Source organism: Pseudomonas allokribbensis (genome assembly GCF_014863605.1).
Classification (GTDB): domain Bacteria; phylum Pseudomonadota; class Gammaproteobacteria; order Pseudomonadales; family Pseudomonadaceae; genus Aquipseudomonas; species Aquipseudomonas allokribbensis.
The window spans coordinates 4,558,159-4,570,611 of the sequence record NZ_CP062252.1; the positions used below are offsets into that span (position 1 = coordinate 4,558,159).

Genomic DNA, 12,453 nt, shown 5'->3' on the forward strand with positions numbered 1-12,453 from the left:
GTTACACGTGTGGATCGCCCGGTGCCTTGGTCGGCGCCGCGTATTGCGGCTTGAGGTGACCGTCCTGGTCGAGTAGCCAGGCGTCCATGATCTGCCGCACCACGGGACCTGCGACTCGGCCACCGGCCTCGCCGTTTTCGATCATCACCGAGATGGCGATCTTCGGATGTTCGGCCGGGGCAAAACCGACGAACAAGGCGTTGTCACGATGGCGCTCGAGGGTTTTCTCGCGGTTGTAACGCTCGCCCTGCTTGATCGCCACCACCTGCGCGGTACCACTCTTGCCGGCGATGCGGTACTGAGCGCCGGCCGCCGCTGCCCGGGCGATACCCCGAGCATCATGCATCACCATCTGCATGCCGTGGTTGACCTGCTCCCAGTCGCGGGGGTCCTTGAGCAGGATGTTCGGCATCGGGTGCTCGTCCACCGGCGGTACACCGTCGACAGTCTTGGCCAGGTGCGGACGATTCCATACCCCCTTGTTGGCGATCAGTGCCGTGGCCTGAGCCAGTTGCAGCGGCGTGACCTGCATGTAGCCCTGGCCGATGCCGAGGATCACCGTCTCACCGGGGAACCAGGCCTGACGTCGGGTGGCGCGCTTCCAGGCCTGGGAAGGCATCAGGCCGGGAGACTCTTCGAACATGTCCAGCGAGACTTTCTCGCCGAGGCCGAACATTGCCATGTAGTCGTGCAGGCGATCGATGCCGAGCTTGTGCGCCAGGTCGTAGAAGTAGGTGTCGTTGGAACGCATGATCGCCGCATCCATGTCCACCCAGCCGTCGCCACTGTGGTTCCAGTTGCGGTACTTGTGGTCGAAGTCCGGCAGTTGGTAGTAGCCAGGGTCGAAGACGCGGGTCTGAGGCGTGACCACGCCGGCGTCGAGTCCGGCAATCGCCACTTCAGGCTTGATCGTCGAACCGGGCGCGTACAGACCACGCAGTACGCGGTTGAACAGCGGCCGGTCGATGGAGTCACGCAGCGCCGAGTATTCCTTGGAGCTGATACCGGTCACGAACAGGTTGGGGTCGAAGCTCGGGTTACTGACCATGGCCAGCACTTCGCCGGTCGATGGATCCAGTGCAACCACCGAACCACGACGATCACCCAATGCGGCTTCGGCGGCTTCCTGAAGCTTGATGTCGAGGCTCAGGACAATGTTTTTGCCAGGAATCGGATCGGTGTGTTTCAGGACCCGCAATACGCGGCCCTGAGCGTTGGTCTCCACTTCCTCGTATCCGACGTGACCGTGCAGTTGCGGTTCGTAGAAACGTTCGATGCCGGTCTTGCCGATGGACTGCGTGCCACGGTATTCGACCGAGTCGAGGGTCTTGGATTCTTTTTCGTTGATGCGTCCGACGTAGCCGATCGAGTGTGCGAAGTGCGCCCCGAGCGGGTAGTTACGGACGAACTGCGGTTCGACATCCAGGCCCGGCAGGCGGAACTCGTTGACTGCGAGTACGGCGATCTGTTCTTCGGTCAACTCATAGAACAGCGTTACTGGTGTAAACGGGTGACGCGACTGCTTCATCGCCTTGTCGAACACCGTGCGATCTTCGGCTGGCAGGTGCAGGAGGCTGATGACTTCGTCCAGCTCCTGATTCACATCGGTAGCACGTTCGCGGGTGATGATCAGGTTGTAACTGGGACGGTTGTCGGCCAGCAGCACGCCATTGCGGTCGTAAATCAACCCGCGAGTTGGCGGGATTGGCAGGACGTGGACGCGGTTGTTTTCGGAGATGGTCGAGTGGTAGTCGAATTCAACCACTTGCAGGATGTACAGGCGCACCACCAGGGCACAGCTGATCGCGAAGACGAACAAGGCACAGGCGACCAGCCGTTTGTTGACCAGACGCGTCTCTTTTTCGTGATCCTTGATGGGGATTGGTTCAGGCATTTCTGCAGCAACTCGTTGACAAAAAATGAGCGCCGATCCTTGGGCGTGACATCAGTCCGTTAAAAAACGAGCTGCACCATACCAAAAACCGAGCGGTCATTTCAGAAGGATTTCCCCAATGGTTGCCATCGCGACGGTCGGAAGCCCTTTGAGCACTTTCCTGCGGGCAAAACAAAACCCCAACTGCTTTCGCAATTGGGGTTTCGGAATTTAATCTTGACGATGACCTACTCTCACATGGGGAAACCCCACACTACCATCGGCGATGCATCGTTTCACTTCTGAGTTCGGGATGGGATCAGGTGGTTCCAACGCTCTATGGTCGTCAAGAAATTCGGGTACTGAGTCGTGGCCAGACGGCCTCGCTTCAGCAAATTGGGTATGGGATAGTTTTCGGTGTTTTGTGCTGCCTTTTTAGGTGCAGTCGAACTTTCGGTTCGTTTCGTCTTCACACACCGCAATCTGGTTGCTCTGGTTTAGAGAGCCGACGCAAATTGCTTGGGTGTTATATGGTCAAGCCTCACGGGCAATTAGTATTGGTTAGCTCAACGCCTCACAGCGCTTACACACCCAACCTATCAACGTCGTAGTCTTCGACGGCCCTTCAGGGAACTCAAGGTTCCAGTGAGATCTCATCTTGAGGCAAGTTTCCCGCTTAGATGCTTTCAGCGGTTATCTTTTCCGAACATAGCTACCCGGCAATGCCACTGGCGTGACAACCGGAACACCAGAGGTTCGTCCACTCCGGTCCTCTCGTACTAGGAGCAGCCCCTCTCAAATCTCAAACGTCCACGGCAGATAGGGACCGAACTGTCTCACGACGTTCTAAACCCAGCTCGCGTACCACTTTAAATGGCGAACAGCCATACCCTTGGGACCGGCTTCAGCCCCAGGATGTGATGAGCCGACATCGAGGTGCCAAACACCGCCGTCGATATGAACTCTTGGGCGGTATCAGCCTGTTATCCCCGGAGTACCTTTTATCCGTTGAGCGATGGCCCTTCCATACAGAACCACCGGATCACTAAGACCTACTTTCGTACCTGCTCGACGTGTCTGTCTCGCAGTCAAGCGCGCTTTTGCCTTTATACTCTACGACCGATTTCCGACCGGTCTGAGCGCACCTTCGTACTCCTCCGTTACTCTTTAGGAGGAGACCGCCCCAGTCAAACTACCCACCATACACTGTCCTCGATCCGGATAACGGACCTGAGTTAGAACCTCAAAGTTGCCAGGGTGGTATTTCAAGGATGGCTCCACGCAAACTGGCGTTCACGCTTCAAAGCCTCCCACCTATCCTACACAAGCAAATTCAAAGTCCAGTGCAAAGCTATAGTAAAGGTTCACGGGGTCTTTCCGTCTAGCCGCGGATACACTGCATCTTCACAGCGATTTCAATTTCACTGAGTCTCGGGTGGAGACAGCGCCGCCATCGTTACGCCATTCGTGCAGGTCGGAACTTACCCGACAAGGAATTTCGCTACCTTAGGACCGTTATAGTTACGGCCGCCGTTTACCGGGGCTTCGATCAAGAGCTTCGCGTTAGCTAACCCCATCAATTAACCTTCCGGCACCGGGCAGGCGTCACACCCTATACGTCCACTTTCGTGTTTGCAGAGTGCTGTGTTTTTAATAAACAGTCGCAGCGGCCTGGTATCTTCGACCGGCATGGGCTTACGGAGCAAGTCCTTCACCCTCACCGGCGCACCTTCTCCCGAAGTTACGGTGCCATTTTGCCTAGTTCCTTCACCCGAGTTCTCTCAAGCGCCTTGGTATTCTCTACCCAACCACCTGTGTCGGTTTGGGGTACGGTTCCTGGTTACCTGAAGCTTAGAAGCTTTTCTTGGAAGCATGGCATCAACCACTTCGTCGCCTAATGGCAACTCGTCATCAGCTCTCGGCCTTAGAATCCCGGATTTACCTAAGATTCCAGCCTACCACCTTAAACTTGGACAACCAACGCCAAGCTGGCCTAGCCTTCTCCGTCCCTCCATCGCAATAACCAGAAGTACAGGAATATTAACCTGTTTTCCATCGACTACGCTTTTCAGCCTCGCCTTAGGGACCGACTAACCCTGCGTCGATTAACGTTGCGCAGGAAACCTTGGTCTTTCGGCGTGGGTGTTTTTCACACCCATTGTCGTTACTCATGTCAGCATTCGCACTTCTGATACCTCCAGCAAGCTTCTCAACTCACCTTCACAGGCTTACAGAACGCTCCTCTACCGCATCACTTACGTGATACCCGTAGCTTCGGTGTATGGTTTGAGCCCCGTTACATCTTCCGCGCAGGCCGACTCGACTAGTGAGCTATTACGCTTTCTTTAAAGGGTGGCTGCTTCTAAGCCAACCTCCTAGCTGTCTAAGCCTTCCCACATCGTTTCCCACTTAACCATAACTTTGGGACCTTAGCTGACGGTCTGGGTTGTTTCCCTTTTCACGACGGACGTTAGCACCCGCCGTGTGTCTCCCATGCTCGGCACTTGTAGGTATTCGGAGTTTGCATCGGTTTGGTAAGTCGGGATGACCCCCTAGCCGAAACAGTGCTCTACCCCCTACAGTGATACATGAGGCGCTACCTAAATAGCTTTCGAGGAGAACCAGCTATCTCCGAGCTTGATTAGCCTTTCACTCCGATCCACAGGTCATCCGCTAACTTTTCAACGGTAGTCGGTTCGGTCCTCCAGTCAGTGTTACCTAACCTTCAACCTGCCCATGGATAGATCGCCCGGTTTCGGGTCTATTCCCAGCGACTAGACGCCCTATTAAGACTCGCTTTCGCTACGCCTCCCCTATTCGGTTAAGCTCGCCACTGAAAATAAGTCGCTGACCCATTATACAAAAGGTACGCAGTCACAGAACAAAGTCTGCTCCCACTGCTTGTACGCATACGGTTTCAGGATCTATTTCACTCCCCTCTCCGGGGTTCTTTTCGCCTTTCCCTCACGGTACTAGTTCACTATCGGTCAGTCAGTAGTATTTAGCCTTGGAGGATGGTCCCCCCATATTCAGACAAAGTTTCTCGTGCTCCGTCCTACTCGATTTCATGACTAAGAGATTTTCGCGTACAGGGCTATCACCCACTATGGCCGCACTTTCCAGAGCGTTCCGCTAATCTCAAAGCCACTTAAGGGCTAGTCCCCGTTCGCTCGCCACTACTAAGGGAATCTCGGTTGATTTCTTTTCCTCAGGGTACTTAGATGTTTCAGTTCCCCTGGTTCGCCTCTTGCACCTATGTATTCAGTACAAGATAACCATCTTATGATGGCTGGGTTCCCCCATTCAGACATCTCCGGATCAAAGTCTGTTTGCCGACTCCCCGAAGCTTTTCGCAGGCTACCACGTCTTTCATCGCCTCTGACTGCCAAGGCATCCACCGTATGCGCTTCTTCACTTGACCATATAACCCCAAGCAATCTGGTTATACTGTGAAGACGACATTCGCCGAAAATTCGAATTTCTCAACTAAGAGAACTCACAAATTTTACCTTAGCCTGATCCGTTACCAGTGAAAGTAACGTTCAGTCTATCTTTCTATCACATACCCAAATTTTTAAAGAACGAACTAGTCAAAGACTAGAAATCAACATTCACCATCCACTCGATGGAATGCTCATTTCTAAGCTCTTACTTCAGAAGCAGTAGTGGTGGAGCCAAGCGGGATCGAACCGCTGACCTCCTGCGTGCAAGGCAGGCGCTCTCCCAGCTGAGCTATGGCCCCGTATTTCTACAGGCGTTTCCCACACAAAATTGGTGGGTCTGGGCAGATTCGAACTGCCGACCTCACCCTTATCAGGGGTGCGCTCTAACCAACTGAGCTACAGACCCAATTTCGGGCTGCTTCTTTCGTCTTCTTCAATGAATCAAGCAATTCGTGTGGGAACTTATGGAGCAGCTGATGTCGTCGATTAAGGAGGTGATCCAGCCGCAGGTTCCCCTACGGCTACCTTGTTACGACTTCACCCCAGTCATGAATCACACCGTGGTAACCGTCCTCCCGAAGGTTAGACTAGCTACTTCTGGTGCAACCCACTCCCATGGTGTGACGGGCGGTGTGTACAAGGCCCGGGAACGTATTCACCGCGACATTCTGATTCGCGATTACTAGCGATTCCGACTTCACGCAGTCGAGTTGCAGACTGCGATCCGGACTACGATCGGTTTTATGGGATTAGCTCCACCTCGCGGCTTGGCAACCCTTTGTACCGACCATTGTAGCACGTGTGTAGCCCAGGCCGTAAGGGCCATGATGACTTGACGTCATCCCCACCTTCCTCCGGTTTGTCACCGGCAGTCTCCTTAGAGTGCCCACCATTACGTGCTGGTAACTAAGGACAAGGGTTGCGCTCGTTACGGGACTTAACCCAACATCTCACGACACGAGCTGACGACAGCCATGCAGCACCTGTCTCAATGTTCCCGAAGGCACCAATCCATCTCTGGAAAGTTCATTGGATGTCAAGGCCTGGTAAGGTTCTTCGCGTTGCTTCGAATTAAACCACATGCTCCACCGCTTGTGCGGGCCCCCGTCAATTCATTTGAGTTTTAACCTTGCGGCCGTACTCCCCAGGCGGTCAACTTAATGCGTTAGCTGCGCCACTAAGAGCTCAAGGCTCCCAACGGCTAGTTGACATCGTTTACGGCGTGGACTACCAGGGTATCTAATCCTGTTTGCTCCCCACGCTTTCGCACCTCAGTGTCAGTATCAGTCCAGGTGGTCGCCTTCGCCACTGGTGTTCCTTCCTATATCTACGCATTTCACCGCTACACAGGAAATTCCACCACCCTCTACCATACTCTAGCTCGCCAGTTTTGGATGCAGTTCCCAGGTTGAGCCCGGGGATTTCACATCCAACTTAACGAACCACCTACGCGCGCTTTACGCCCAGTAATTCCGATTAACGCTTGCACCCTCTGTATTACCGCGGCTGCTGGCACAGAGTTAGCCGGTGCTTATTCTGTCGGTAACGTCAAAATTGCAGAGTATTAATCTACAACCCTTCCTCCCAACTTAAAGTGCTTTACAATCCGAAGACCTTCTTCACACACGCGGCATGGCTGGATCAGGCTTTCGCCCATTGTCCAATATTCCCCACTGCTGCCTCCCGTAGGAGTCTGGACCGTGTCTCAGTTCCAGTGTGACTGATCATCCTCTCAGACCAGTTACGGATCGTCGCCTTGGTGAGCCATTACCTCACCAACTAGCTAATCCGACCTAGGCTCATCTGATAGCGCAAGGCCCGAAGGTCCCCTGCTTTCTCCCGTAGGACGTATGCGGTATTAGCGTTCCTTTCGAAACGTTGTCCCCCACTACCAGGCAGATTCCTAGGCATTACTCACCCGTCCGCCGCTGAATCCGGGAGCAAGCTCCTTTCATCCGCTCGACTTGCATGTGTTAGGCCTGCCGCCAGCGTTCAATCTGAGCCATGATCAAACTCTTCAGTTCAAACATCTTTGGGTTTTGAGAAAACCCTAAACTTGGCTCAGCAATCGTTGGTTACATCTTTGATTTCTCGCGGAGTAACTTGTGATGCTGATAATCTTTCTGACTATCAGTCTGACTCCACAAGCACCCACACGAATTGCTTGATTCAGTTGTTAAAGAGCGGTTGGTTAAGATCTTTCGTCTCAACCGAGGCGCGCATTCTACAGCAGCCTCATTTGCTGTCAAGTGATTATTTTCAGAAGTTTTTGAAGAATTCTTCAACAACTTCAACCACTTGCGCTTCCGATCTCTCGTTAGCGGGAGGCGAATTCTACAGCGTTACACGCTGCTGTCAACACCTCTTTTTCTCCGCTTTCGATCGAGAAGATCGAAACGTCAAAAGAGCCAAACATCACCACTCTTTCAACTCCTTCCAGGCTTCGATGATCTGAAGCAAGCCGCTGTCGAAAACTGCGTAACTCATTGAGTTCCAAGGAGTTTTCCGTTTCGACTGCGCCGGAAGTGGGGCGAATTATAGGCCTCCAGAATCTGCCGTCAACCCCTAATTTGATTTTTCTATCAGTCGACTCAAAAAGCCCGCTTATATATAGACGCAACACCAGCGAATGCGCAGTATATTGCCCATCACTCAGTTAGTGCCTTCTACTGCCTTTACTATCGGACGATGCCGCGCAATGAACGACCAACCCCGCAGTCTTGTATCCATCCTGTTTCCGGTTGGCCTGATATTGATCGCCATGGCATCGATCCAGTCTGGCGCTTCTCTGGCCAAAAGCATGTTCCCCATCGTGGGCGCCCAAGGCACAACGACGCTACGCCTGATGTTCGCCAGCGTGATCATGCTGCTATTGCTGAGACCCTGGAGGGCAAAGCTGACGGCCAAATCGCTGCGCACCGTGATCGTGTACGGGATGGCGTTGGGCGGCATGAACTTCCTCTTCTATATGTCCTTGCGCACCGTGCCGCTCGGCATTGCGGTGGCGCTGGAGTTCACCGGGCCGCTGGCCGTCGCCATCTACGCTTCCCGTCGTGCAATCGACTTCCTATGGATTGCCCTCGCTGCCGTCGGATTGCTGCTATTGATACCAACAGGTGCAGCGACAGCGGGTCTAGACCTTACCGGTGTGGCCTATGCGCTTGGTGCTGGTGTTTGCTGGGCGCTTTACATTCTCTTCGGCCAGAAAGCGGGCGCTGACAACGGTGTGACGACTGCAGCTCTGGGAGTGATGATCGCAGCCCTGTTCGTTGCGCCCATCGGGATCGTCCACGCCGGCGCCGCATTGCTGACGCCGTCATTGATCCCGATAGCCATTGGTGTCGCGATTCTTTCCACAGCCCTGCCCTATACCCTGGAAATGGTCGCCCTCACCCGCATGCCCGCTCGTACTTTCGGTACGCTGATGAGCATTGAGCCGGCATTTGGTGCGCTATCGGGGCTGCTGTTCCTGCAGGAATATCTCTCCTTGTCACAATGGATGGCCATCCTGTGCATTATTCTGGCTTCCGTCGGTGCAACGATGACCATGGGCAGCCATGCCAAGCCCGTGATTGCGGCGGATTGAAAGCGGTTGTAACGAAGGTCTGGCATTTGCCGCTCATTTAGGCCATGTTTAGCTTCGCAACTCAGTGCCAGATATGGACTTTTTCGGATAGGGACATCGAAACGCGTCAAGCGAGAGCGAATGCAGGCAGACCCGAGCGCCAGACTCGAGGCCGCCATAAGGACGGTAATGAAACGAATTTTGATACTGATCGCCGTACTCGCCATTTCGGGATGCGCGGCGACCTCCAAGGCTCAGGTAAAGCACGGCAAAAAAGGGCTGCACATCAACTGTTCAGGGCTCTCCTCCTCCTGGGACAAGTGCTACACCAGTGCCGCCAACTCCTGCGCGCCGAAGGGTTATAAAGTCATCGCCAAGTCCGGGGATGCGGTGGAAGAGCCGGGTGATTATCCCTTCGGTCTCAACCCCGCCGGCTATACCAGCCGAAGCATGATCGTCATCTGCAAATAAACCGCCGCCGCTATTGTGCTCGCTGAACGGCGAGCTGGCGGCCGATCTCTTCGTGACTGGACTCCAGCACCCGTTGCTGGATCTGTGGGGACGCCAACATCCGCGCCACCACCAACGCCCCGACACATTGCGACAGAATGGCCCAGGCCAGGCTGTCGCTCTCCAGAATCTGCGCCCAACTTTCCTGAAGCCGACAAATCCACAGTTCGGCCTGTTCCCGCACGACGACATCCGACCGAGCGATCTCAGCGCCCAGCGCAGGTAACGCGCACCCCAGCTCAGGTTGCTCGACATGAGCCATGTTCAGATACAGTTTGAGGCATCGCTCCAACCTTTCACGATCCTGCTCACCCCGCCCGCCCAACCGCTCCAGGCTCTGACACAACTCGCGCTCGACGATAGCCGCGAACAAGGCGTCCTTGGACGAGAAATGACTGTAGAACGCCGCGCCACTCAGGCCGATCGTCTTCATCAGGCCATCGACACCCATCGTTGAAAATCCGCTTTTTTTCGCAGACAGCGAGCTGCTTTGCAGCAGCTTTTCTTTGGTTTCAAGCTTGTGACCGGCGGAGTACCGCATGCATTCATCCTCGCAATTGACTGCCTTGACGCTGAGCAAATCCTAGCATAACGTTCGTTCACTTAACGATCGTTTACTAAAGGGATCCACCCATGAATAACAAGAAGGTCGTATTGGTTGTCGGTGCAGGTGATGCCACAGGCGGCGCCATCGCCAGGCGGTTCGCCAAGGAAGGTTTCATCGCTTGCGTCACACGGCGCAGCGCCGACAAATTGCAGCCGTTGGTGGAAGCCATCCAGGCAGACGGTGGCGAAGCTCACGGTTTTGCCTGCGACGCGCGCAAGGAAGAAGACGTCATTGCGCTGATCGAAGATATCGAAACCCGTCTCGGGCCAATCGAAGCGTTCGTTTTCAACATCGGCGCCAACGTGCCTTGCAGCATTCTCGAAGAAACGGCGCGCAAGTATTTCAAGATATGGGAAATGGCCTGCTTCTCAGGGTTTCTCAATGCCCGGGAAGTGGCCAAGCGCATGGTGACCCGCCAGCGTGGCACCATTCTGTTCACCGGCGCTACCGCCGGGCTGCGCGGCGCCTCCGGTTTCGCCGCATTCGCCGGGGCCAAGCACGGCATCCGCGCACTGGCGCAAAGCATGGCCAGGGAACTCGGCCCGATGAACATTCACGTTGCCCACATCGTGGTCGACGGCGCCATCGACACCGACTTCATCCGCAGCAACTTCCCCGACAAATACGCAACCAAGGATCAGGACGGTATTCTCAATCCCGAGCATATCGCCGAGAACTATTGGTACCTGCACAGCCAGCCAAGGGACGCCTGGACCTTCGAGCTGGATCTGCGCCCCTGGAACGAACGCTGGTAATCCCTTCCAATAACAACAACGAGTGCAGCGACCATGAGCAAAACCGTGGAGTTCTACTTCGACCTCGGCAGCCCCGCCACCTATCTGGCCTACACCCAACTGCCAGGAATCTGCGCCGAGACCGGCAGCCAGCTGATCTATATCCCGATGTTGCTGGGCGGCGTGTTCAAAGCCACCGGCAACGCTTCACCGGCGATGATCCCGGCCAAGGGCCGCTACATGTTTCAGGATCTGGACCGCTACGCCAAACGCTACGGCGTGCCCCTTAAATTCAATCCGCACTTCCCGATCAATACCCTGATGTTGATGCGCGCTGTCACAGGTATTCAATTGCGTCATCCAGAACGCTTCCTGGCGTTCATCGACTGCCTGTTCAAAGCGCTGTGGGTCGAGGGTCGCAGCCTCAATGAACCGGCAACGGTCGCAGCCGTGCTGACCGAACATGGCTTCAATCCTGAGCAGGTACTGGCACTGACCAATGATGAAGCGGTCAAGGCCGCCCTCAAGGACAACACCGAGACGGCCGTGAAGCGTGGCGTCTTCGGCGCGCCGAGCATGTTCATCGGCAACCAGTTGTTCTTCGGTCAGGATCGGCTCGACTTCGTTGAAGAAGCCCTGCGTTAGATCTCTACTACAAGACGTCCCCGGGCTGCTTTCGATGAAAGCAGCTCATGGGCCTCGCCAGCTGACTCAAGCGTGAACCGACGCGCATCGAGCAGTGGCTTCACCTCTCCAGCTTCGATCAACAAGGCAACCTGGTGCAGGATCTCGCCATGGTGCTCGCCACCCTTTCCAGTCAGCAGCGGCAACAAGGTAAACACGCCAGAGTAGGTCGCCCCCCGGAAGGACAGCGGCGCCAGACTATGCTGCCCCCAGCCCAGGCAACTCAAGACATGGCCGTGATAGATCCGCGCAGCCTTGAAGGACGCATCCAGCGTTTCACCGCCAACCGTGTCATAAACGATATCGAACCCCTCCCCCGCCGTGTATTGGCTGACATAGTCCTCGACCGACATTTCACGGTAATCAATGAACGTCGCGCCATAACCCTCAATAATTCCGCGCTTCCCCGCAGACCCCGTCGCAAAAACCTCGGCACCGAACGCGCGGGCAATTTGCACCGCCACATGCCCAACGCCACCCGCACCGCCGTGAATCAATACTTTTTGCCCGGCACTCACCCGAGCCCGATCCACCAGGCCTTCCCAGGCAGTAATCAGTACCAGCGGCAAACCCGCCGCCTCGCGCATACTCAGGTTGGCCGGTTTACGCGCCAGAAGCCGCGCATCAACCACCGCAAATTCGGCCAGCGAACCCTGCACGCCGCCAATGCCGGTTGCCAACGCATAAACCTCATCGCCCGGCACCCAGCCCTGCACGCCCTCACCTACCGCTTCGATCACCCCCGCCAGATCCAGCCCCAGCACCGCCGGCAACGACTGTCGGGCATGAGCGGCCTGCCCCGCACGGATTTTCAGGTCCAGCGGATTCACACCGCTGGCCTTGATCCGCACCAACACCTGCCCGACCCCGACCACGGGGCGTTCAAGAGAAACCAAGCGTAGCGGACCGTTAGCGGTGTCCACCATCAGCGCGCGCATGTGCAGTGAGTCAGTCATTTCGGTCATTCCTGTGGGAGAAAGTGAAGCCATGTTCTCCCAACCTACTCATGCCGATAAGAAGCCGAATTACTATAGTGA

Annotated in this window: 8 protein-coding genes, 2 tRNA genes and 3 rRNA genes; 4 read left to right on the plus strand and 9 right to left on the minus strand. The window is 55.4% G+C overall.

Going from position 1 to position 12,453, the window contains the following annotated elements; genetic code table 11:
- Position 1: 1 nt before the first annotated feature.
- The 7 genes from mrdA to IF199_RS20780 all read right to left on the minus strand — a co-directional run bounded on the left by mrdA (position 2) and on the right by IF199_RS20780 (position 7,813).
- Positions 2–1,894, minus strand: a complete 1,893-nt coding sequence (gene mrdA / locus IF199_RS20750; protein ID WP_192558590.1) for a penicillin-binding protein 2 — start codon at positions 1,892–1,894, stop codon at positions 2–4.
- Positions 1,895–2,108: 214 nt separating this feature from the next.
- Positions 2,109–2,224: ribosomal RNA gene (gene rrf, locus IF199_RS20755) — 5S ribosomal RNA — on the minus strand.
- A gap of 179 nt (positions 2,225–2,403) precedes the next feature.
- Positions 2,404–5,294 (minus strand): 23S ribosomal RNA (locus IF199_RS20760).
- 245 nt (positions 5,295–5,539) lie between these two features.
- Positions 5,540–5,615: transfer RNA gene (locus IF199_RS20765), tRNA-Ala, on the minus strand.
- 30 nt (positions 5,616–5,645) lie between these two features.
- Positions 5,646–5,722 (minus strand) — tRNA-Ile (locus IF199_RS20770).
- A gap of 81 nt (positions 5,723–5,803) precedes the next feature.
- Positions 5,804–7,340: ribosomal RNA gene (locus tag IF199_RS20775) — 16S ribosomal RNA — on the minus strand.
- Together the 16S, 23S and 5S rRNA genes with 2 tRNA genes alongside form the textbook arrangement of a ribosomal RNA operon.
- A 293-nt stretch (positions 7,341–7,633) precedes the next feature.
- Positions 7,634–7,813 (minus strand): hypothetical protein, encoded by a 180-nt coding sequence (locus IF199_RS20780; protein ID WP_192558591.1) that lies wholly within the window; start codon positions 7,811–7,813, stop codon positions 7,634–7,636.
- A gap of 201 nt (positions 7,814–8,014) precedes the next feature.
- On the opposite strand from IF199_RS20780, the gene rhtA reads away from it, so the two are divergent.
- Together rhtA and IF199_RS20790 are read left to right on the plus strand one after the other, a co-directional pair.
- Complete coding sequence (gene rhtA / locus IF199_RS20785) at positions 8,015–8,902, plus strand: threonine/homoserine exporter RhtA (protein WP_102620395.1); 888 nt, start codon at positions 8,015–8,017, stop codon at positions 8,900–8,902.
- Between the two features lie 168 nt (positions 8,903–9,070).
- Positions 9,071–9,352: a hypothetical protein gene (locus tag IF199_RS20790; RefSeq protein ID WP_096821152.1), complete on the plus strand. Its 282-nt coding sequence runs from the start codon at positions 9,071–9,073 to the stop codon at positions 9,350–9,352.
- Between the two features lie 10 nt (positions 9,353–9,362).
- Here the strand turns inward: IF199_RS20790 and IF199_RS20795 are convergent, their stop codons facing one another.
- Positions 9,363–9,932, minus strand: a complete 570-nt coding sequence (locus tag IF199_RS20795) for a TetR/AcrR family transcriptional regulator (RefSeq protein WP_096821145.1) — start codon at positions 9,930–9,932, stop codon at positions 9,363–9,365.
- A gap of 92 nt (positions 9,933–10,024) precedes the next feature.
- Here IF199_RS20795 and IF199_RS20800 point away from each other — a divergent pair, with 92 nt between their 5' ends.
- Both IF199_RS20800 and IF199_RS20805 read left to right on the plus strand, forming a co-directional pair.
- Entirely contained in the window at positions 10,025–10,753 is a 729-nt protein-coding gene (locus tag IF199_RS20800) for an SDR family oxidoreductase (protein ID WP_096821144.1), read from the plus strand.
- Between the two features lie 33 nt (positions 10,754–10,786).
- On the plus strand, positions 10,787–11,377 hold the full coding sequence (locus IF199_RS20805) for a 2-hydroxychromene-2-carboxylate isomerase (protein ID WP_192558592.1): 591 nt from the start codon (positions 10,787–10,789) through the stop codon (positions 11,375–11,377).
- On the opposite strand, the gene IF199_RS20810 is transcribed toward IF199_RS20805, so the two are convergent.
- Complete coding sequence (locus IF199_RS20810; RefSeq protein WP_192558593.1) at positions 11,374–12,372, minus strand: zinc-dependent alcohol dehydrogenase family protein; 999 nt, start codon at positions 12,370–12,372, stop codon at positions 11,374–11,376. The genes IF199_RS20805 and IF199_RS20810 overlap by 4 nt on opposite strands.
- Between the last annotated feature and the right edge of the window lie 81 nt (positions 12,373–12,453).

Bases quoted from the DNA above. Each gene is read 5' to 3' on its own strand.
- rhtA (WP_102620395.1), top strand. From the start codon at position 8,015: ATGAACGACCAACCCCGCAGTCTTGTATCCATCCTGTTTCCGGTTGGC.
- mrdA (WP_192558590.1), bottom strand. From the start codon at position 1,894: ATGCCTGAACCAATCCCCATCAAGGATCACGAAAAAGAGACGCGTCTG.
- IF199_RS20800 (WP_096821144.1), top strand. From the start codon at position 10,025: ATGAATAACAAGAAGGTCGTATTGGTTGTCGGTGCAGGTGATGCCACA.
- IF199_RS20795 (WP_096821145.1), bottom strand. From the start codon at position 9,932: ATGCGGTACTCCGCCGGTCACAAGCTTGAAACCAAAGAAAAGCTGCTG.
- IF199_RS20805 (WP_192558592.1), top strand. From the start codon at position 10,787: ATGAGCAAAACCGTGGAGTTCTACTTCGACCTCGGCAGCCCCGCCACC.
- IF199_RS20790 (WP_096821152.1), top strand. From the start codon at position 9,071: ATGAAACGAATTTTGATACTGATCGCCGTACTCGCCATTTCGGGATGC.
- IF199_RS20810 (WP_192558593.1), bottom strand. From the start codon at position 12,372: ATGACTGACTCACTGCACATGCGCGCGCTGATGGTGGACACCGCTAAC.